The sequence below is a fragment of the Streptomyces sp. NPDC001732 genome (assembly GCF_053596315.1).
Genome location: NZ_JBSFFY010000013.1, coordinates 94,448 through 115,920 on the forward strand (window position 1 = coordinate 94,448; position 21,473 = coordinate 115,920).

At 69.2% G+C, this 21,473-nt stretch carries 9 protein-coding genes and 1 pseudogene; 5 read left to right on the forward strand and 5 right to left on the reverse strand.

What is annotated here, in order from left to right; translation table 11 throughout:
* Positions 1-3: 3 nt before the first annotated feature.
* Both ACWCXX_RS16135 and ngcE read right to left on the reverse strand, forming a co-directional pair.
* Positions 4-927 carry a carbohydrate ABC transporter permease gene (locus tag ACWCXX_RS16135; protein ID WP_451127556.1) on the reverse strand — a complete coding sequence of 308 codons (924 nt, stop codon included), beginning with the start codon at positions 925-927 and terminating at the stop codon, positions 4-6.
* A 50-nt stretch (positions 928-977) separates the two neighbouring features.
* On the reverse strand, positions 978-2,426 hold the full coding sequence (ngcE, locus tag ACWCXX_RS16140) for an N-acetylglucosamine/diacetylchitobiose ABC transporter substrate-binding protein (RefSeq protein ID WP_451127558.1): 1,449 nt from the start codon (positions 2,424-2,426) through the stop codon (positions 978-980).
* 495 nt (positions 2,427-2,921) lie between these two features.
* On the opposite strand from ngcE, the gene ACWCXX_RS16145 reads away from it, so the two are divergent.
* Positions 2,922-6,767, forward strand: a complete 3,846-nt coding sequence (locus tag ACWCXX_RS16145) for a GH92 family glycosyl hydrolase (RefSeq protein WP_451127560.1) — start codon at positions 2,922-2,924, stop codon at positions 6,765-6,767.
* A gap of 67 nt (positions 6,768-6,834) precedes the next feature.
* On the opposite strand, the gene ACWCXX_RS16150 is transcribed toward ACWCXX_RS16145, so the two are convergent.
* On the reverse strand, positions 6,835-7,494 hold the full coding sequence (locus tag ACWCXX_RS16150) for a histidine phosphatase family protein (RefSeq protein WP_451127562.1): 660 nt from the start codon (positions 7,492-7,494) through the stop codon (positions 6,835-6,837).
* 239 nt (positions 7,495-7,733) lie between these two features.
* A complete protein-coding gene (gene acnA, locus ACWCXX_RS16155) occupies positions 7,734-10,451 on the reverse strand; it encodes an aconitate hydratase AcnA (protein ID WP_451127564.1) in 2,718 nt (905 codons plus the stop codon).
* A gap of 884 nt (positions 10,452-11,335) precedes the next feature.
* On the opposite strand from acnA, the gene ACWCXX_RS16160 reads away from it, so the two are divergent.
* From ACWCXX_RS16160 to ACWCXX_RS16170, 3 genes and pseudogenes are all read left to right on the forward strand, one after another.
* Entirely contained in the window at positions 11,336-11,941 is a 606-nt protein-coding gene (locus ACWCXX_RS16160) for a hypothetical protein (RefSeq protein ID WP_451127566.1), read from the forward strand.
* A 75-nt stretch (positions 11,942-12,016) separates the two neighbouring features.
* Positions 12,017-12,280, forward strand: a pseudogene (locus ACWCXX_RS16165) (RraA family protein); the annotation flags it as partial.
* 226 nt (positions 12,281-12,506) lie between these two features.
* Positions 12,507-14,036, forward strand: coding sequence for a helix-turn-helix domain-containing protein (locus tag ACWCXX_RS16170; RefSeq protein WP_451127568.1), 1,530 nt, complete (start codon positions 12,507-12,509; stop codon positions 14,034-14,036).
* 96 nt (positions 14,037-14,132) lie between these two features.
* Here the strand turns inward: ACWCXX_RS16170 and ACWCXX_RS16175 are convergent, their stop codons facing one another.
* Positions 14,133-14,843, reverse strand: coding sequence for a hypothetical protein (locus ACWCXX_RS16175; RefSeq protein WP_451127570.1), 711 nt, complete (start codon positions 14,841-14,843; stop codon positions 14,133-14,135).
* 229 nt (positions 14,844-15,072) lie between these two features.
* On the opposite strand from ACWCXX_RS16175, the gene ACWCXX_RS16180 reads away from it, so the two are divergent.
* Positions 15,073-21,438 carry a protein kinase domain-containing protein gene (locus ACWCXX_RS16180; protein WP_451127572.1) on the forward strand — a complete coding sequence of 2,122 codons (6,366 nt, stop codon included), beginning with the start codon at positions 15,073-15,075 and terminating at the stop codon, positions 21,436-21,438.
* Positions 21,439-21,473 lie beyond the last annotated feature (35 nt).

Sequence of the window (21,473 nt, forward strand, 5' to 3'; positions counted from 1 at the left end):
GCATCAGAACTCCAGCCGTTCGCGCCGGCCCAGTCGCATCACGATGGCCGCGAAGGCCATGGTGACGACGAGCAGTCCGACACCGATCGTCGTCGCGTAGCCGGCCTGCCCGTCGCGGAAGGCCGTCTGGTAGACGTACAGCGGCAGGACCGTGGTCGAGTAGTCGGGACCGCCGGGGCCCACGGTCATGACCTGCACGGCGGTGAACGCCTCCACGCCGAGGGCCAGGATGCCCATGTACACCCAGCCCGACTGCACCGTGTCCCAGAGCAGCGGCAGCGTGATCTTGAAGAACGTGGTGAAACGGTCGGCCCCGTCGAGGAGCGCCGCCTCGTAGAAGTCCTTGGGAATGGACGCCATTCCGGCCGAGAAGAGGACGACGAAGAATCCGACCGTCGACCAGATCAGTACCGCCATGACGCAGACGAGCGCCAGGTTCGGGTCGCCGAGCCATTCGGGCTGGAGGGAATCCAGACCGATCCCCTTCAGCGTCGAGTTGATCATCCCGTCCCGCGGGTTGAACGCGAACTGGAAGAGCAGGGCGACGATGACGATCGAGAGCACCTGCGGGAAGAAGTAGGCGATCTTGTAGAAACTCGACCCGCGCACGCCGGCGACCGTGGCGTTCTTGCGCCGACGGCCCCCGACATTGAGCATGAAGGCGAAGAACAGCGCCAGACCCAGCGTCACCAGCGGCAGCAGCAGCACGAGCAGCACACTGTGCTGCAGCGACTTCCAGAAGATGTCGTCCTTGAACATCCTCGTGTAGTTGTCGAACCCGACCATCTTGAAGTCCGGGCTCAGGCCGGTCCAGTCCGTGAACGAATAGTAGATGGACTGGATGAACGGCCAGATGACGAAGACCGCGTACAACGCCAGTGGGGCCGCCAAGAACCCCACGATGAAACGGTACTTGCCGTGCTGCATCGTTTACCGACCCCGATCTTTCCGCGGGTGCCGCCGCTGGTGACGGTTGCTCACTGGTGCTTGTAGTGCTTGATGGACTGGTCCTTGGCCGCCGCGTCGGCGAAGGCCTGGATCTTCTTGATGGCCTCGGTCGGGGTCAGGCGGCCGGCCATCATCTCGCCGATGCCCGCCGTGCCGATCTGCTCCTTCTGGAGCTTCACGTACCAGTCCTGCAGGCGCGGGTTCACCACGTTGTCGCCGGCCTTCTTCAGCGCGTCGACACCGGCCTGCAGCGCGGTCGACAGGGCCAGACCGTCGGTGCCGCCGTTGAAGGCGCTGAGCGACTTGACCTGCTTGGTGAAGTTCTTCGAGGACTCCTCGGAGAGCATGATGCGCAGCTGCTCCATGCCGCCCTCGGGGTTGTTCGCCTTGGCCGGGACGATGAAGGGCTCGCCGCCGGACGCCCAGATGGTGCCGAACGGCATCTTGTCGGACGAGTCGAGGCCGGACGGGGCCGCGACCATCATCTTGAAGTCCTTGGGAGTGGTCGGCGCCGCCTCGTTCTCCACCCAGGAACCGTTGGGGATGAAGAGCGCCTTGCCCTTGGTCCACTCGGTCTGCGACTGGATGTGGGTCAGGCCCGGGGTGCCCTTGAGGATGTAGCCCTTCTTGTACAGCTCGTAGTACGCCTCGAACGCCGCCTTGACCGCGGGGTCCTTCCAGGCGTTCGGCTCCAGGTTGTCGATCTTGTCGAGAACCTCCCGGCCACCGATCTTGGCGATGAACGGGTAGAGCGAGAACGGCAGGTAGTAGGGGTACTTGCCGGGGTACGTCCAGCCGGCGATGCCCTGCTTCTTCGCCTTCGCGCAGAGGGCGAGCATGTCGTCCCAGTTCTCCGGGTACTCCGCGTCGAGCTTCTCGAGCGCGGTCTGCGAGTACCAGACGCCGTAGACCGTGTACGCGTAGTACATGATCCAGACCGGGTCGCCGTCGAACTGGCCCATCTCCAGGACGCCGGGGCGCAGCGTGTCGCGGACCTTCTTGTTCGGGTCGTCGATGGACGGGGCGTCCATCAGCGGCGTCAGGTCCAGCAGCTGCTTCTTGCCGACCAGGACACCCATGTCCATCTGCTCGGCGCCGGAGTTGTCGATCAGGTCCGGCGGGGTGCCGCCGTTGAAACGCGGCTGCAGCTGCGACTGGATCTTCTGGGTCGCGGCGTGCTTGACCTTCGGGGCCTTCGGGAACGCCTCGTTGTACTTCTTCTCCGCGTCGATCGCGTACTGCTCGCCGAAGCCACCGTTGAAGATGACGACTTCGAGCGGGGCCGTCTCGTTGACGCCGAGCGGGTTGGTCTTGGTGACCTTGCCCTTCTCGACCTTCTTGTCGTCACCGCTGTCGCTGCTCGCGCACGCCGACAGGAAACCCATCGTCGGAACGCTGATCAGGCCGAGTGCGGCAGATCGCTTGATCACATCGCGACGGCCGAGGCCCTCATTCTTGTGGGCGGAGGTGGATCCCATGCTCAAGTCCTCGCCTTCTCCAGGACTCAGGCGGTGTGTACCGGTCGCCCGTCGAAATTCGCCTCAGGCGAAGGGCCCCGCCACCGCGGTCAGTTGCGCTCGGGTAGTGCTGTTCAAGGCTAGCCACGTGCATCGGGGGCAGGGAGACCAGACATCGGGCGCACCCCTCGCGCCGTTCCCGTCCGTCCCCCGCGTCCCCCTCGCCCGCGCGGACGAAACATCTGCGCGGACGCCGACAGGTATAGTCCACTCACACTCAACTGAGCAAGATCGAACACAAGGTTGAGCAGCAGTCTTTCCCGAGTTGAGACCTCGCGGATACCTGGAACCCGCGCCTCCCTGTCCGGCTGCGACAATTTCCGCACGACGGTCGATTCGGTCGGTCATTCATTCCCAACACCCTTGACACATCGCGGCACTTGGCCACCTACTGGACCTTGCGCATCCATTTGACAACGTTGTCCATGCGTATTCCCCCGGGAGGAATGGCTCGGCATGCAGCCCCGACATGGTTCTCGCAGGAGACACAGCCGTACGGCCGCGCTGATCGTGGCCTCGCTCGTTCTGGTCGCGACCGCTCCCGCCACCGCCGCCGCGCAGTCGGCCGGTTCGTACGGAAAGGACCGGATACCCGCGGGGGAACGAACCTTCAGCTCTTCCTTCGAAGCGGACGAGAAGCAGCCGGACTGGCGCGACACCGTGGAAGAGGGCCCGGACGGAAGGAAACGGTCATCGGGCGTCGATGGCGGCTTCTCCGTGGGAATACCGGGCAATGTCACCGACAGGGTGACGGACGTCCGCGCCAGTGGCGAGAACACCGGCGGCGGGGAGGTCAAGGAAAACCTGATCGACGTGGAGCCCGGCACCAAGTGGCTGGTCTTCGAGTCCACCGGCTGGGTCGAGTTCGATCTCGACGAACCGGTCGAGATCGTGACGTACGCGCTGACCTCGGCCAACGACCACGACGAGCGCGACCCGAAGGACTGGACCCTGCAGGGCTCCGCCGACGGCCGGGACTGGAAGGACCTCGACTCCCGGACCGGCCAGACCTTCACCGAGCGGTTCCAGACGAAGTCGTACGATTTCGCCTCCGACACGGCGTACCGGCACTTCCGTCTGCGGATCACGAAGAACAACGGCGCCCCCGGCATCACCCAGCTCGCCGACGTCCAGTTCTCCGACGGGGACACCTCCGTCCCGGCCCCGGCGCAGATGCGCAGCCGGCCCGACCGCGGCCCCTCCGGCTCCCCCACGGCCAAGGCGGGCGCGGGCTTCACCGGGAAGAAGGCCCTGCGGTACGCGGGTACGCACAAGGCGGACGGCCGGGGCTACTCGTACAACAAGGTCTTCGACGTGAACACGGTCGTCGCCCGTGACACCTCGCTGTCCTACCTGGTCTACCCCCAGATGGGCGGGACGGACCTCTCCTACCCGGCGACGCACGTGGCGGTCGACCTGGCGTTCACGGACGGCACGTACCTGAGCGATCTGCGGGCCACCGACAGCAACGGCGGCCTGCTGACCCCGCAGGGCCAGGCCGACGCCAAGCGGCTGTACGTCAACCAGTGGAACAAGGTCGAGTCGGCGATCGGCACGGTCGCGGCGGGCAGGACCGTGGACCGGATCCTGGTGGCGTACGACTCTCCCGAGGGCACGGCGAAGTTCCAGGGCTGGATCGACGACATCGAGATCGCCCCGAAGGCGCCCGAGAAGCGCCGTGCGCATCTGTCCGACTACGCGTCGACGGTCCGCGGCACCAACTCCAGCGGCGCCTTCTCCCGCGGCAACAACTTCCCCGCCACCGCCGTCCCGAACGGCTTCAACTTCTGGACGCCGGTCACCAACGCCGGTTCGACGAGCTGGCTGTACGACTACGCGCGCGGCAACAACGACGACAACCTGCCCACCCTCCAGGCCTTCAGCGCCAGCCACGAGCCGAGCCCCTGGATGGGCGACCGGCAGACCTTCCAGCTGATGCCGTCGGCGGTCGCGGGCACCCCGGACGCCTCCCGCCGGGCGCGGGCGCTGCCCTTCCACCACGAGAACGAGACGGCGAGGCCGCACTACTACGGGGTGACCTTCGACAACGGCCTCCGGGCCGAGATGACCCCGACCGACCACGCGGCCCGGATGCGGTTCACCTATCCCGGGAACGACGCGAGCATCGTCTTCGACAACGTCTCCAACGACGGCGGGCTCACCCTCGACCCGGCCACCGGCTCCTTCACCGGCTTCTCCGACGTGAAGAGCGGCGGCTCGACCGGCGCGACCCGGCTGTTCGTGTACGGCGTCTTCGACGCCCCGGTCACCGCGAGCGGCAAGCTGTCCGGCGGCGGTGGCGACGACGTCACGGGCTACCTCCGCTTCGACGCCGGCCGGGACCGCACGGTGAACCTGCGGCTGGCGACCTCGCTGATCAGCGTCGACCAGGCGAAACGGAACCTCGCCGCCGAGATCCCCGCCTCCCGCTCCTTCGACCGGGTCGAGGACCGCGCGCAGCGGGCCTGGGACGACATCCTGGGCAAGGTGGAGGTCGAGGGGGCCACCGCCGACCAGCTGACCACCCTCTACTCCAGCCTCTACCGGCTGTACCTGTACCCGAACTCGGGCTTCGAGAAGGTGGACGGCAAGCACAAGTACGCCAGCCCCTTCTCCCCGCAGGTCGGCTCCGACACCCCGACGCACACCGGCGCGAAGATCGTCGAGGGCAGGGTGTACGTCAACAACGGCTTCTGGGACACCTACCGGACCACGTGGCCCGCGTACTCCCTGCTCACCCCCGGCAGGGCCGGCGAGATGGTGGACGGCTTCGTCCAGCAGTACAAGGACGGCGGCTGGATGTCCCGCTGGTCCTCCCCCGGCTACGCGGACCTGATGACCGGCACCTCCTCGGACGTCGCGTTCGCCGACGCCTACGTCAAGGGCGTGAAGTTCGACGCGGAGGCGGCGTACGAGGCGGCCCTGAAGAACGCCACGGTGGTCCCGCCGTCCTCGGGCGTCGGCCGCAAGGGCATGGTGACGTCCCCGTTCACCGGCTACGCGAACACCGACACGCACGAGGGCCTGTCCTGGTCGCTGGAGGGCTACCTCAACGACTACGGCATCGCGCGGATGGGCGAGGTCCTCCACCGGAAGACCGGGAAGGCCCGGTACAAGGAGGAGTCCGCGTACTTCCTCAACCGCGCCCGCAACTACGTCCGGCTCTTCGACGACAGGGCGGGCTTCTTCCAGGGCAAGGACGCCAAGGGCGACTGGCGGCTCCCCTCGGACGAGTACGACCCCCGGGTGTGGGGCTACGACTACACGGAGACCAACGGCTGGGGCTACGCCTTCACGGCCCCGCAGGACAGCCGGGGCCTGGCCAACCTGTACGGCGGGCGCGCCGGTCTGGCGAAGAAGCTCGACACGTACTTCGCCACGCCGGAGACGGCCGGCCCCGAGTTCGTCGGCTCCTACGGCGGCGTCATCCACGAGATGACGGAGGCGCGCGACGTGCGGATGGGGCAGTACGGCCACAGCAACCAGGTCGCGCACCACGCCACCTACATGTACGACGCGGCCTCACAGCCCTGGAAGACGCAGGAGAAGGTCCGCGAGGTGCTGGGCCGCCTCTACACGGGCAGCGACATCGGGCAGGGCTACCACGGCGACGAGGACAACGGCGAGCAGTCGGCCTGGTACCTCTTCTCCTCGCTCGGCTTCTACCCGCTGGTCATGGGCAGCGGCGAGTACGCGATCGGCTCCCCGCTCTTCGAGAAGGCCACGGTCCATCTGGAGAACGGCCGGGACCTGGTCGTCAGGGCGCCGAAGAACAGCGCGAAGAACATCTATGTGCAGGGTCTGCGGGTCGACGGCAAGAAGTGGACCTCGACCGCGCTGCCGCACGAACTGCTGGCCGAGGGCGGTGTGCTGGACTTCGCCATGGGCCCCGAGCCCTCGTCGTGGGGCACCGGCAAGGACGCGGCCCCGGTCTCCGTCACCGAGGACGACGAGGTGGCGTCGCCGGAGACGGACGTGCTGAAGGGCGGGGGCGCCCTGTTCGACGACACGTCGGCCACCTCGGCGAAGGTCGCCACGGTGGACCTGCCGGTCCCCTCGGCCACGGAGGCGGTCCGGTACACGCTGACGTCGGACGTGGCGGACGGGGCCCCGTCCGGCTGGGTCCTCCAGGGCTCGTCGGACGGCACCACGTGGAAGGACCTCGACAAGCGCTCGGCCGAACGGTTCGCCTGGGACAGGCAGACGAGGGTGTTCTCGGTGAACAGTCCGGGGACGTACGCCCATTACCGCCTGGTGTTCGCCGGTGAGGGCAGGCTGGCGGAGCTGGAGCTGTTCTCCTGACCCCGTGTTCCACCCGCGTCACGGCCGTCGGCCGGTGCCCCTTCCCCGGGCACCGGCCGACGGTCGTTCACAAGACCTGCGCCCGGTCCCGCTCCGGGCTCTCCGGGACGGCCCGCTGGAACAGGCTCTCGGGCAGGGTCACGTTCCACGCCGTGATCACCGGCTGGCCGTGCTCGGTGCCGAGTCGCGAGACGGCTCCCGTGGCGAGCTGGAACAACGTGCCCTCGGCCGGGGTCAGTCCGAGGTAGCGGGCGGTGAGCACCCGCAGGAAATGGGAGTGGGCGACGAGCGCGACGTCCTCGTCCGCCTCCCGGCCCGCGGCCTTCGCGACCTCGGCCAGCACCCGGTCGGCACGGGCGCCGACCTCGGCGGGCGTCTCCCCGGGATGCGCCTCGGGCCCGGGGGCGACCCCGTCGGTCCACAGGTTCCAGCCGGGACGGGTGCGGTGGATCTCCTCGGTGGTCACCCCCTCGTAGCCGCCGTAGTCCCATTCGCGCAGCTCCGGCGTGATGCGGGGAGCGGCGAGCCCGGCGAGTTCCGCGGTGCGCCGGGCCCGCACCGCGGGACTGACCAGGGTGAGGGCGATCGGCCGGTCGGCGAGCAGGGGCGCCAGGGCACGGGCCTGGCGTTCGCCGAAGGGAGTCAGGGGCAGATCGGTGTGACTCGTGTGCTGCCCGGACCGCGACCACTCCGTCTCGCCGTGCCGGATCAGGATCAGCTCGCCCATGATGATTCCGCTCTTTCTTTCCGTCTTCCGTACCGATACCGCTGTTGCTGCCGCTGTCACTGTTGCTGTCGCTGCGTCAACCCGCGGGCCCACGATCGCATTCCCCCGGACCGGCGCGGGGGCGGCTCGCCCTCGGCCGAGGGGGTTGTGCGGGCCGTCCGGAGCCGGGGGCCGGTACGGAAAAGGGCCGCCCCCCTTCGTGCTGCGAAGGGGGGCGGCCCGCTGTCCTGCCGGATCGGCTACTTGCGGATCAGGCTGCGGAGCACGTACTGCAGGATGCCGCCGTTGCGGTAGTAGTCCGCCTCACCGGGGGTGTCGATGCGGACGACGCCGTCGAACTCCACACCGGTGTCGGTGGTGACCTTGACGGTGCGCGGCGTGGTGCCCTCGTTCAGCTCGGTCACGCCGGTGATGGAGAAGGTCTCCTCACCGGTCAGGCCGAGGGACGCGGCGCTCTGGCCCTCCGGGAACTGGAGCGGGAGGACGCCCATGCCGATGAGGTTCGAGCGGTGGATGCGCTCGTAGGACTCGGCGACGACGGCCTTGACGCCGAGGAGCGCGGTGCCCTTGGCGGCCCAGTCGCGGGACGAGCCGGAGCCGTACTCCTTGCCCGCCAGGATCACGAGCGGGGTGCCCGCGGCCTGGTAGTTCTGCGAGGCGTCGTAGATGAACGACACCGGGCCGCCGTCCTGGGTGAAGTCGCGGGTGAAGCCGCCCTCGGTGCCCGGCGCGATCTGGTTGCGCAGGCGGATGTTGGCGAAGGTGCCGCGGATCATGACCTCGTGGTTGCCACGGCGCGAGCCGTAGGAGTTGAAGTCACGACGCTCGATGCCGTGCTCCGTGAGGTACTTGCCGGCCGGGGTGTCGGCCTTGATCGCACCGGCCGGGGAGATGTGGTCGGTGGTGACCGAGTCGCCGAGCTTGGCCAGGACGCGGGCACCGGCGATGTCCTCCACCGGGCTCGTCTCCATGGCCATGCCCTCGAAGTACGGGGGCTTGCGCACGTAGGTGGACTCGGCGTCCCACTCGAAGGTGTCGCCGGTCGGGATCGGCAGCGCCTGCCACTGGGCGTCGCCCGCGAAGACGTCCTGGTAGGACTTGTTGAACATGTCCTCGCCGATGGCGTTCGCCACGACGTCGTTGACCTCGGCCTCGGTCGGCCAGATGTCCGCGAGGTGGACGGGCTTGCCGTCCTGGTCGACGCCGAGGGCGTCCTTGGTGATGTCGACCTTCATCGAACCGGCGAGGGCGTACGCGACGACCAGCGGCGGGGACGCCAGGTAGTTCATCTTGACGTCGGGGTTGATCCGGCCCTCGAAGTTGCGGTTGCCGGAGAGCACCGAGGTCACGGCCAGGTCGTGCTCGTTGACCGCCTTGGAGACCTCCTCCGGCAGCGGGCCGGAGTTGCCGATGCAGGTGGTGCAGCCGTAGCCGACGAGGTTGAAGCCGACCTTGTCGAGGTACGGGGTCAGGCCCGCCTTGTCGAAGTAGTCGGTGACGACCTTGGAGCCCGGGGCGAGGGTGGTCTTGACCCACGGCTTGCGGGTCAGGCCCTTCTCGACCGCCTTCTTCGCCACGAGCGCCGCGGCGACCATGACGTAGGGGTTCGAGGTGTTGGTGCAGGAGGTGATCGCGGCGACGGTGACGGCGCCGTGGTCCAGCTCGTACGTCGAACCGTCGGGGGCGGTCACGGTGACCGGGTTGGACGGGCCACCGTTGGGGGCGACGGCCGGGGCGTCGGAGGCCGGGAAGGACTCCTTGCCCGCCTCGTCGACCTCGTCCACGTAGTTGCGCACGTCCTGCGCGAACTGCTGGGCGGCGTTGGCCAGGACGATGCGGTCCTGCGGACGCTTCGGGCCGGCGATGGAGGGGACGACCGTGGAGAGGTCGAGCTCCAGCTTCTCGGAGAAGTCCGGCTCGGCGGCCGGGTCCAGCCAGAGGCCCTGCTCCTTGGCGTACGCCTCGACGAGCGCGACCTGCTGCTCGTCACGGCCGGTCAGGCGCAGGTACTTCAGCGTCTCGTCGTCGATCGGGAAGATGGCGGCGGTGGAGCCGAACTCCGGCGACATGTTGCCGATGGTGGCGCGGTTCGCGAGGGAGGTGGCGGCGACGCCCTCGCCGTAGAACTCGACGAACTTGCCGACGACACCGTGCTTGCGGAGCATCTCGGTGATGGTCAGCACGAGGTCGGTGGCGGTGGTACCGGCCGGGAGCTCGCCGGTCAGCTTGAAGCCGACGACGCGCGGGATGAGCATCGAGACCGGCTGGCCGAGCATCGCGGCCTCGGCCTCGATGCCGCCGACGCCCCAGCCCAGCACGCCGAGGCCGTTGACCATGGTGGTGTGCGAGTCGGTGCCGACGAGGGTGTCGGGGTATGCCTGGCCGCCCCGGACCATGACCGTGCGGGCCAGCTTCTCGATGTTGACCTGGTGCACGATGCCGGTGCCCGGCGGGACGACCTTGAACTCGTCGAAGGCGGTCTGGCCCCAGCGCAGGAACTGGTAGCGCTCCCTGTTGCGGCCGTACTCCAGCTCGACGTTCTGCGCGAACGCCTCGTTGGTGCCGAACTTGTCGGCGATGACGGAGTGGTCGATGACCAGCTCGGCCGGGGCGAGCGGGTTGATCTTCGCCGGGTCGCCGCCCAGCTCCTTGACGGCCTCGCGCATGGTGGCGAGGTCCACGACACACGGCACACCGGTGAAGTCCTGCATGATCACGCGGGCCGGCGTGAACTGGATCTCCTGGCTGGGCTGGGCCTGGGAGTCCCAGCCGCCGAGGGCCCGGATGTGGTCGGCGGTGATGTTCGCGCCGTCCTCGGTGCGGAGCAGGTTCTCCAGCAGCACCTTCAGGCTGTAGGGGAGGCGCGCGGAGCCCTCGACCTTGTCCAGCTTGAAGATCTCGTACGACTCGTCGCCCACGCGCAGCGTGCTGCGGGCGTCGAAGCTGTTCGCCGACACGACAGTCTCCTTCATCAATGTGCGCGTACTCCGCGCCGCGCCTCTCTTACGGCGGGCGCCGCGTGGTGCCGCCTACGGCCCCGGCCATCCGCTAAGGTAAGGCTTAGTTAGGTAACCCTTACCGACTGGCGGACGCGTGCGCCTTCGGCATATATCTCGATGTCGAGATAACACTAGTACATCACCGTGGCGCGGTCATGCCCGGCCGGGGCCGATCCGCCACGACAAGGACCGGACCGCTCCCCCCAAAGGCCGAGCATCCGTCCGGGCGCAAGTCGACACCCTCCACGCGGATACGGGGCACCCGCCGCCCCGCGCCGTCGAGGCCGCCCTCGCAGACCAGAACAAGACAGCCGACGAGAACTCGCAGGTCGAACCGGGGCCGAAGGGCCGATCAGAACCCTTCCGCGCGACACGCGAACACCGAGCCGGATCCACCACGGAGCGGGCGCAAGCGATCACCGCCCAGATCCGGGCCGCCCCCGGGGCGCATCCATCGATCAATACGTGACTGTCCGCATTTGATACACCACTTTAAGCGACACTTCTCCTGGGGTCGGAGCACAGCCAACCCCCGCACTCCTGGAGAATCCGTGGCACGCTTCCGCACCCGTCCGGCCCTGCTGGGCCCGGCCGCAGCGGTGGGTCCCGGCACCGACGTGGTCACCGTCGGCGTGGGCCGACCCGCGCACGCACGGCATCACCGGCCACCACCCCGTGGCGAGCCGTCTCCGGCACCGCGCCGGAGACGGTTCCGCGGGCGGAAGACAGCTCCGCCGTGCCGAAGACGACTCCGTGGGCCGGAGGTGGCCCGGGGGCCGCACGCTCCCGGAGCAGGAGGTAATCGCTGGGACGTCGGCCCGGTGAGAACTAACCTCCGTGCGATGGGAATAAGCATCGAGGTCCTGATCGCGGACTGGGAGCGGCTCGAAGCCACCCCGGCCGCCGAACAGTCCGCTCTTCTCTGGGATGCCTTCGACGACGAGGACTGCGCCTGGGGGTCCCTCCCTCCTGCGGGGTGGGTCCGGCCGCGGGACGAGGACGCCGACTGGTGCCGCAGATACGACTTCCACAACACGCTCAGCTCCTACAAGCCCCATTTCTGGGCGGGCGAGCGGTGGGAGGACGTCCGCGACCACGCCGCCCCCGGCCTGCGCACCGCCCTGGACCACTACCTGTCGGCGCTGTTCTGGAGCGGCCTTCCGTACATGGACGGCGGCGACGGCCGGGACGACTTCGAACCGGAATGCCCCTGGAACGTACAGGCGTTGATGTGGTGCGCGCCGGACGAGGTGCCGGGGATCAAGCGGCTCTGGGAGCGGGCCGCGCCCGAACTCGACACGCTGCGGCAGCCGTTCGCCGAGCATGCCGCGGATCCGGGGGGCTGGATCGAGAACTTCGACGAGTTCGCCCTGTTGCTCAAGGACTGGGCGGAGGTCGTCACCGAGGCCGACCGCCGCGGCTGGGGCGTCATCGGGCTCCGCTGCTGACCACCCCGGGCGACCGGAACGGCCTCCGTATACGCACAGGAACGCGCCACCCACGAAGGCACGAGCGGACGACGCCGAAAGACGAAGAAGGCCGTCGAGCCACTGGGTGGCCCGGTGCGGTGCGGCGGCGTGCTCGTGAACGCCGGTGACGTCGTGGTGGCCGACGAGGAGGGCATCGTGGTCACACCCCGGGACCGATGGGAGCACGTGCTCGTCGGCGCCCGGAAGAAGGCCGACAAGGAGGCCGACAAGGAGGCCGCCGAAACCCTCGACGCGTGGGAGGCGACACATCGCGCCCGCATCGACGACATCCTGCGCGCGAACGGCTTCGAGGACTGACAGCGAGGAACCCCTCCCCGCCCCACCACCGCCCCCTCCCCCGGACGGACGCACAGCGCGTGCCGTCGCGGCGGCTCGCGGGGACCATGGAACGCGCGGTGAGCGCCGGGTCCGTACCACTCGTGCGGGCCCGGACGCGCGACCGCCACGCCGTCACACGCCCTCATTCACCCGAACACCACACCCCGGCGCAGGTGTCATCTCATATCTGAGATAACCTTTCGCCATGTCAGACGATTACCTCGTACGCATCGGCAAGCTCATCCGCGACGCCCGTCAGCACCGGGGCTGGACACAGAGTCAGCTCGCCGAGGCGCTCGCCACCAGCCAGAGCGCCGTGAACCGCATCGAGCGCGGCAACCAGAACATCAGCCTTGAGATGATCGCGCGCATCGGTGAGGCACTCGACAGCGAGATCGTGTCGCTCGGCTACGCCGGGCCCATGCACCTGAGGGTGGTCGGCGGACGTCGGCTCTCGGGCTCCATCGACGTCAAGACGAGCAAGAACGCGTGCGTGGCACTGCTCTGCGCCTCGCTGCTCAACAAGGGCCGCACGGTACTGCGCCGGGTGGCCCGGATCGAGGAGGTCTACCGCCTCCTGGAGGTGCTCAACTCCATCGGGGTGCGCACCCGGTGGATCAACGAGGGAACCGATCTGGAGATCGTCCCGCCGGCCCGGCTCGACATGGACGCCATCGACGCGGACGCCGCGCGCCGCACCCGTTCCATCATCATGTTCCTCGGCCCGCTGCTGCACCGCATGGACCAGTTCAAGCTGCCGTACGCGGGCGGCTGCGACCTCGGTACGCGGACCATCGAGCCGCACATGATCGCGCTGCGCCGCTTCGGCCTGGAGATCGCCGCGACCGAGGGCATCTACCACGCCCAGGTCGACCACTCGGTCACCCCCGGCCGCCCCATAGTCCTGACCGAGCGCGGCGACACCGTGACCGAGAACGCGCTGCTGGCCGCCGCCCGGCACGACGGCACGACCGTCATCCGCAACGCGTCCTCCAACTACATGGTCCAGGACCTCTGCTTCTTCCTGGAGGCGCTCGGTATACGCGTGGACGGCATCGGCACGACCACACTGACCGTGCACGGAGTTCCGCACATCGACGTGGACGTCGACTACTCCCCCTCCGAGGACCCGGTCGAGGCGATGAGTCTCCTCGCCGCCGCCGTGGTGACGGAGTCCGAACTGACGATCCGCCGGGTGCCGATCGAGTTCCTGGAGATCGAACTCGCGGTGCTGGAGGAAATGGGCGTCGACTGCGGCCGCACGACGGAATACGCCGCCGACAACGGCCGCACCCGCCTGGTCGACCTCACGGTCCGGCCCTCCAAGCTGGAGGCGCCGATCGACAAGATCCACCCCATGCCGTTCCCCGGGCTCAACATCGACAACGTGCCCTTCTTCGCGGCGATCGCCGCCTCGGCCCACGGCCAGACCCTCATCCACGACTGGGTCTACGACAACCGGGCCATCTACCTCACCGACCTGAACCGCCTCGGCGGCAGGCTCCAACTCCTCGACCCGCACCGCGTCCTGGTGGAGGGCCCGACCCGCTGGCGCGCCGCCGAGATGATGTGCCCGCCCGCCCTGCGCCCCGCCGTGGTGGTGCTCCTCGCCATGATGGCGGCGGAAGGCACGTCCGTACTGCGCAACGTCTATGTCATCAACCGGGGTTACGAGGAGCTCGCGGAGCGGCTCAACTCGGTGGGTGCGCAGATCGAGATCTTCCGGGACATCTGAGGTCCCCCTGTGATGCCGTCGCACCCTGTTTGGCCTGCCGAAATGCAAGCAGGAAAGGAGGTGCGACGGCAGCGACCACGACTTTCCGCCCCGCGCTCAGGTGTCCAGATGGTCCACGAAGATGCCGATGAGTATGCGACCGCCGAGGCGGGGCTCGGGCAGGCTGAAGCGGACGCGGTTGCGGTGCCGCTCCTTCTTGCCGTGCCACTCGCAGCGGTAGGTCTCGCCTTCATGGTCGACGTCCCGCTGCTTCATGATCCCGTGTTTGGAACGGGTGTTGGGTCTCTCGGGAGACAGATCCAGGCCGAAGCGCCCCAACTCCGCCTGCACCTGGTGCGGCTGCCCCGCGTGCAGGGTCATGGCGTCGGCGAAGTGGTCGTGCACCACGCCCAGAAGCCTTACGACCCAGTCACGCATCTCCGCGTAGGTGCCGTCGAACTTGCGGAAGGAGAGGGAATCGGCGAAGACCAACCCGGGGAAACTCTGGCGGGCACGGTCGAAGAAGTCCTGCTCCGTGGTGTTCTCCCGCTCGAACAGGGAGCGCCAGAACTCGGAGAGCGCAGACGGCTCGACGAAGTGAAAGACCTTCTCGGTCACCGGTTCGCCGACCGCCCCGCCGGTGGCGGAGACCGGAAGCCAGCCGCTGCGGTCTTCGGCAGGGAAGACCAGGCATGCGACATGGTGCCTCTGCCGCGTCTGCCACCAGGCGTAGCAGAGGGACCAGGCGAAGTCCCTTTCGGTGCCCACCACTTCGATGCGGTCAGGCAGGCCGGAGAGGTCCGTGTCCCAGGTGGGGCAGCGGGCCATGAGGCGGACCGTCCTCAGCCGTGCGTCCCGCCCGGCCGGGCTCACTGCACGTTCACCAACTGCCCCTCGCAGTGCCGTGCGCCCGATCTGCCAAACCGTCGAAGCCATCTCCACAGGCCACACCCCTTGAGCATGTTAACGATGTCAACATGCTCATTCGGCTTGAGTCAACAGAGTTCTGGTGTACACTCCCCACGGGATGTACGCGACAAGCGGAACGGGGAGGGGCATGAGCCCGGAGACGGTCGACGCACGGTTCCGGATCACGGGAAGCGTGGGGCGCGGGAACATGGGGGAAGTGCACCGGGCCGAAGACCTTCAGGCCGCCCCGGACTCCCCTCACCGAGAGGTCGCGATCAAGACCGTGCTGCGCGGCCGGACCGGGATCGCCGTCGACACCTCGGGGTCCACCAAGGAGATCGACCGCTTCCGCCGGGAAGTGCGGATCATGCGCATGCTCTCCCAGGGCCACCCGAACCTCACCCGGCTGTTCGACGGCGGCGTCGACGGAGCGCCGGGCGGCAGTGGTCTGCCCTACCTTGCCATGGAGTTGCTGGACGGCCATACTCTCGCGGACCTCATCGGCGAAGAGCCCCAGCTCCCGGTCTCCTGGGCCGCCGCCGTCGGGGCGCAGATCGCCTCCGGTCTCGCCGCCGCGCACACGGCCGGGGTCGTCCACCGCGACCTGAAGCCCGCCAACGTGATGCTGACCCAGGACGGCACGGTCAAGATCCTCGACTTCGGCATGGGATCGATCGTCGACGATCCCGACCAGACGCGCCTGACCAGCACGGGTGTCAGCATCGGTACGGCCCGCTACATGGCGCCCGAGCAGTTCCGCGCCGAGCGCGTCTCCGCCCTCGCCGACCTCTACGCGCTCGGCTGCATCCTGTACGAACTGCTGGTCGGGCAACCGCCGTTCTCCGCCAGAACCCCGTACGAGCTCTCCGAGCAGCACCAGCACGAGCAGCCGCCGTCGCTGAGCCTGGTCCGCCCGGACCTGCCCGCCGGGCTGGTCCGGCTCGTGGACCGGCTTCTGGAGAAGGAGGCCGAGCTCCGGCCCGAGAACGCCGCTCTGGTCCGTGACGCGCTGGTCCCCCTCGCTCTCGCGCCGGACGACACCGCCGCCCTGCTGGCCCCGCACTGGCAGGTGATGGACCCGGTGGCGCGGCTGCGGGCTCTGTTGCCGGAGCGCACCCCGGCCGCACCCGCGCCCGTGCCGCGCAGGAAGCCGCGCCTGCCCGAGACGATGGACGTCTTCGGTATCCATGCCGACCTGATCAGTGAGTACGAGAACTTCACCCGGAGCGCGACGGTGTTCCGGGACGCCCGGATCGACGGCTTCGTCAAGGACGACCTGGCGGCGAAGTCGCAGTGGCCCGACCCGTGGCTGTCGTTGAACCCGTTCTTCGCCGACGGCGGCCAGGTCACCGACCTCGTGCGGGACGGCGTGCTGCACCCCCGGTGCGCGGAGATCTTCCAGGCGGACAAGAAGGAGACCTCGCCGCGCCCGGACGGCCGTCCGCTCACCTTCCACCTCCACCAGCGGCAGGCGATCGAGGCCGCGCAGGCGGGCGACTCCTATGTGCTGACCACCGGCACCGGTTCCGGGAAGTCCCTGTCGTACATCGTCCCGATCGTGGACCACGTCCTGAAGGAACGCGAGGCGGCCGGTCCGGGCGCGGGGGGCCGGGTCCGCGCGATCGTCGTGTATCCGATGAACGCCCTGGCCAACTCCCAGCTGATGGAGCTGGAGAAGTACCTGCGCCACGGTTTCGGGGTCGGCCGCGAGCCGGTCACCTTCGCCCGCTACACCGGTCAGGAGTCCGAGGAGCAGCGGCGGGAGCTGCGCAAGAACCCTCCGGACATCCTGCTGACGAACTACGTGATGCTGGAGCTGATGCTGACCCGGCCGGACGACCGGTCCAGCCTGATCCGTATGGCCGACGGTCTGCAGTTCCTCGTCTTCGACGAGTTGCACACCTACCGGGGCAGGCAGGGCGCGGACGTGGCGTTCCTGATCCGCCGGGTCCGTGAGGCCTGCCGGGCCTCGGCGACCCTGCAGTGCATCGGCACCTCGGCGACCATGTCCACCGAGGGCTCCTGGGAGGACCAGCAGCGCGAGGTCGCCAGGGTCGCCGGCCGGCTGTTCGGTACGACGGTGCTGCCGAAGCGGGTCATCGGCGAGACCCTCGTCCGGGCGACCGAGGAGGCCCCGGCGACCGTGCCCGCCGAGCGGCTGCGGGCACCCGCGGCACCCCTCGCGTACGAAGCTCTGACGAAGGACTCGCTGGCCCGCTGGGTGGAGTCCCGGTTCGGCCTGGAGCGCCAGGAGGGCACGGGCCGGCTCCGTCGCTGCGCACCGGGCACCGTGGAGGCCGCGGCGGCCGAGCTGGCCGAGCAGTCCGGGGTGCCCCAGGGGAGAGTGCGCGAGGCGATCCGCACCACTCTGGAGGCGGGTGCGCAGGCGAAGCATCCGGTGACGGAGCGACCGCTGTTCGCCTTCCGGCTGCACCAGTTCCTCTCCAAGGGCGACACCGTCTACACCACGCTGGAGGACCCGCTCACCCGGCCGCTCACCCGCACCTACCAGCTGGAGCAGCCGGACAGCGACGGCAAGCCGCTGTTCCCGCTGGCGTTCTGTCGTGAGTGCGGTCAGGAGTACCTGACCGTCTGGCGCTCCGAGGAGAACGGCGCGTACCGGTACGAGCCGCGTCGGAACACCTCCGCGTCGGGCGGCCGCGACGGCGAGGGCTACCTGTACCTGGGCATGCCCGGGGAGGACTACGAGTGGCCGGCCGATCCGCAGAGCGCCGTGGACGACAGGCGGTTGCCGGAGTCCTGGCTGGAGCCGGACGCGCAGGGCATGACCGTCGTCAAGAAGTCCTACCGCCCCCGGGTGCCCAAGCGCGTCGTCGTGGACGCGTTCGGGAACGAGTCGGGCGAGGGGCTGGTGGCGGCGTTCGTCCCGGCGCCGTTCCTGTTCTGCGTGCACTGCCAGGTCTCCTACGAGCAGACCCGCGGCCGGGACTTCGCCAAGCTGGCCACCCTGGACCAGGAGGGGCGTTCCTCGGCCACCTCCCTGATCTCCGCGTCGATCGTGAAGTCCCTGCGCGCGGTGCCCGAGGAGAGCCTGGGCAAGGAGGCGCGCAAGCTCCTCACCTTCGTCGACAACCGGCAGGACGCCTCGCTCCAGGCCGGCCACTTCAACGACTTCGCGCAGGTGACCCAGTTGCGCGGCGCGCTGTACCAGGCCGCGGCGCAGGCGGGTGAGGAGGGGCTGCGCCACGACGACCTCGCCGAGGCGGTGACCGGGGTGATGGGGTTGTCGCCCCGTGAGTACGCCGGGGGTGCCTCCCTCGCTCCCTCCATGGAACGCCGTGCGACGAAGGCCTTCCGCGACGTCGTGGGGTACCGGCTCTACCGGGACCTGGAGCGCGGCTGGCGCATCACGATGCCCAACCTCGAACAGACGGGGCTGCTGCGGATCGACTACGAGGACCTGGACTGGATCGCCGCCCAGCCGGACCGCTGGCAGTCCGCGCACGCCGTGCTGCGCGACGCCGACCCCGCCCTGCGCGAGGAGGTCGCCCGCACGCTGCTCGACCACATGCGGCGGGCCCTCGCCATCGACGTCCAGTACTTCCGCGACGACTTCGACACCTTGCAGCGGGCGAGCGAGGAACGCCTCGTCGGGCCGTGGGTCCTGAGCGAGAGCGACAAGCCCACCGTCGGCACCGCGTACCCGTACGCTTCGAGGCCGGGCATGGAGCGCTCCGCGCTGTTCCTGTCGGCCCGCGGCAAGTTCGGCAAGTACCTCCGGCGGAACATGCCCGAGCTGCGTGCTCTGTCGCTGGACGACGTCCAGGGCGTCATCGGGGACCTGCTGAAGGTGCTGCTCCAGGCGGAGTTGGTGCGCGAGGTGGAGGCGGCTCCCGAGCACTCCGGCCCCGCCTTCCGCCGCCGGGCGGCCGAGAAGCGCATCGGTTACCGGGTGTCGGCCGCGGCCCTGGTCTGGCGGGCCGGGGACGGTGAGCGGGGTGCGGTCGATCCGCTGGCGCGCACGTACAGCAGCGGCGAGGGCCCGCGCGTCAACCCGTTCTTCCGCGATCTGTACCGGACGGCGGCTGCCGAGCTGGCCGGACTGTTCGCCCGGGAACACACCGCGCAGGTCACCCCGGAGGACCGGCTGGAGCGCGAGCAGGAGTTCCGGAAGGCCGAACTGCCCCTGCTGTACTGCTCTCCGACGATGGAGCTGGGCGTGGACATCTCCTCGCTCAACGCCGTGCTGATGCGCAATGTGCCGCCGACCCCGGCGAACTACGCGCAGCGATCGGGCCGGGCCGGCCGTTCCGGTCAGCCCGCGCTGGTGACCACGTACTGCGCCACGGGCAACAGCCACGACCAGTACTACTTCCGCCGTTCCCAGGACATGGTGTCCGGGCAGGTGGCGCCCCCGCGTCTGGATCTCGCCAACGAGGATCTGGTCCGCTCCCACCTCCAGGGCATCTGGCTGGCGGAGACCGGAATGAAGCTGGGCATCGCGATCCCGGACGTCGTCGACGTGGCCTACGACCCCGACGGCAGCGACCGCCCCGATCCGCGGATGCCGCTGCCGCTCCTCCCCCACATCCGCGACCTGTCCCTGGACGAGGGCGCGCGCCGGCGCGCGGTCGCCGCCGCCCGTACCGTCCTCGCCCCGCTGATCGCAGACTTCGCGGCCACCACCTGGTGGTACGACGAGTGGATCGAGGACCGGATCGATCGGGCGCCGCACTGGTTCGACGAGTCCTTCGAGCGGTGGCGCGAACTGTTCCGGGCTTCCGTCGTCGATCAGTACGAGCAGAACAAGCGGGTCGTCGACCACACGCTCTCGCAGGGCGAGCAGAGCCGGGCACGCACCCGGCGCCGCGAGGCCGAGACCCAGACGAACCTGTTGCTGAACCGCTCGTCCGACAGCAAGTCGGTGATGAGCGACTTCAATCCGTACCGCTATCTGGCGTCCGAGGGGTTCCTGCCCGGCTACAGCTTCCCGCGGCTTCCGCTGGCCGCCTACATCCCGCGTTCCGGCAACCGCCGCAACGCCGACGGCGACTATCTGCAGCGTCCCCGGTTCCTCGCGATCCGGGAGTTCGGCCCCGGCGCGCTCATCTACCACGAGGGGGCCCGCTACCAGGTCACCCGTGTCCAGCTGCCGCCGGACGCCTCGGGCGACCTGGCGACGGCGGAGTCGCAGCGCTGCGACGGCTGTGGTTACCACCACGTCGTCAAGCCCGGCGTGGACCTGTGCACGATGTGCGGGGAGAACCTGCGGAACAAGCGCACCGGCCTGCTCCAGCTGCACACCGTGTACACCACCCCGCGCGAACGGATCTCCTCCGACGAGGAGGAGCGCCGCCGGGCCGGTTTCCGTCTGGAGACCTCGTACGCGTTCCAGGACCACGGCGCCCGCAAGGGACGGCTCACCTCGCACGTCACCGACGCCGGTGGTGCGCCGGTTCTCGATCTGGACTACGGCGACTCGGCGACCGTCCGCATCACCAACCTCGGCCGGGTCCGCGACAAGGAGAACGAGCCGGACGGTTACTGGCTCGATCTCGGCGACGGCCGCTGGCTCAACGACCGGGCCGCCGCGGACGCCATCGAGGGCACCGGCATGCCGGTGGTCGACGAGGACGGCAACGAGAAGCGCCGCAAGAAGCGCGTCCTGCCCTATGTGGAGGACCGCCGCAACATCCTCGTGGTCACCCTGGACGAGCCGCAGCCCGAGCCGGTGGCGTGGTCGTTCCTGTACGCGCTGGAGCGGGGCATCGAGGCCGCGTTCGAGCTGGAGGACTCCGAGCTGACCGCCGAACTGCTGCCTCCGGACGACGGCCCGCGGCGTCGCATCCTGTTCACGGAGGCGGCCGAGGGCGGCGCCGGTGTGCTGCGGCGCATCCAGCACGACAAGGACGCCCTCGCCAGGGCCGCCCGGACCGCCCTGGAGATCTGCCACTTCGACCCGGAGACGTACGAGGACGAGGGCGGTCCGGCGGAGGGCGAGAAGTGTGCCCGCGGCTGCTACGCCTGTCTGCTGACCTATGCCAACCAGACGCACCACCGCAAGCTGAGCCGGCACAGCGCGCAGCCGTTGCTCGTGCGGCTGGCCACCGCCCGTACCGAGCGGGAGGACCGCGGCGAGTCCCGCAGCGAACGCTTCCGCAGGCTGGCCCCGGCGGTGAACAGCGACACCGAAACGCCCGCCGGGGCCGCGGAGCCCTCGGCGCCCGCGCCGACCCCGCTGGAGACGGATCTCGGGGCCCTCGTCGCGAGCGGCGACCTGCTCGGCTGGCTCAGGGCGAAGGGTTTCCGGCTGCCGGACGAGGTCGAGGTCCTCGTCCCGGAGGCGGGGGCCTGCCCGGATCTCGTCTTCCGTCTGGACGGTGCCAACCTCGCCGTGTTCGTCGACGTCCCCGGCCGGGCGGCCGGTTCGACCCGCGACGTCGAGGCCGGTTACCGCCTGGAGGACGCCGGCTGGGACGTCCTGCGCTTCCCCACGGACGCGGACTGGGACGCCATCACAGAGCACAACGCCGCCTACTTCCACCTGCGTTGACCGCACCACCTCTTCTCGATCCAAGGAACTGGGAC

Excerpts from the sequence above, each read along its gene's own strand:
- ACWCXX_RS16170 (WP_451127568.1), top strand. The coding sequence starts at position 12,507 with ATGTCAGACGATTACCTCGTACGCATCGGCAAGCTCATCCGCGACGCC.
- ACWCXX_RS16145 (WP_451127560.1), top strand. The coding sequence starts at position 2,922 with ATGCAGCCCCGACATGGTTCTCGCAGGAGACACAGCCGTACGGCCGCG.
- ACWCXX_RS16175 (WP_451127570.1), bottom strand. The coding sequence starts at position 14,843 with ATGGCCCGCTGCCCCACCTGGGACACGGACCTCTCCGGCCTGCCTGAC.
- ACWCXX_RS16160 (WP_451127566.1), top strand. The coding sequence starts at position 11,336 with ATGGGAATAAGCATCGAGGTCCTGATCGCGGACTGGGAGCGGCTCGAA.
- ACWCXX_RS16150 (WP_451127562.1), bottom strand. The coding sequence starts at position 7,494 with ATGGGCGAGCTGATCCTGATCCGGCACGGCGAGACGGAGTGGTCGCGG.
- ACWCXX_RS16135 (WP_451127556.1), bottom strand. The coding sequence starts at position 927 with ATGCAGCACGGCAAGTACCGTTTCATCGTGGGGTTCTTGGCGGCCCCA.
- ngcE (WP_451127558.1), bottom strand. The coding sequence starts at position 2,426 with ATGGGATCCACCTCCGCCCACAAGAATGAGGGCCTCGGCCGTCGCGAT.
- ACWCXX_RS16180 (WP_451127572.1), top strand. The coding sequence starts at position 15,073 with ATGAGCCCGGAGACGGTCGACGCACGGTTCCGGATCACGGGAAGCGTG.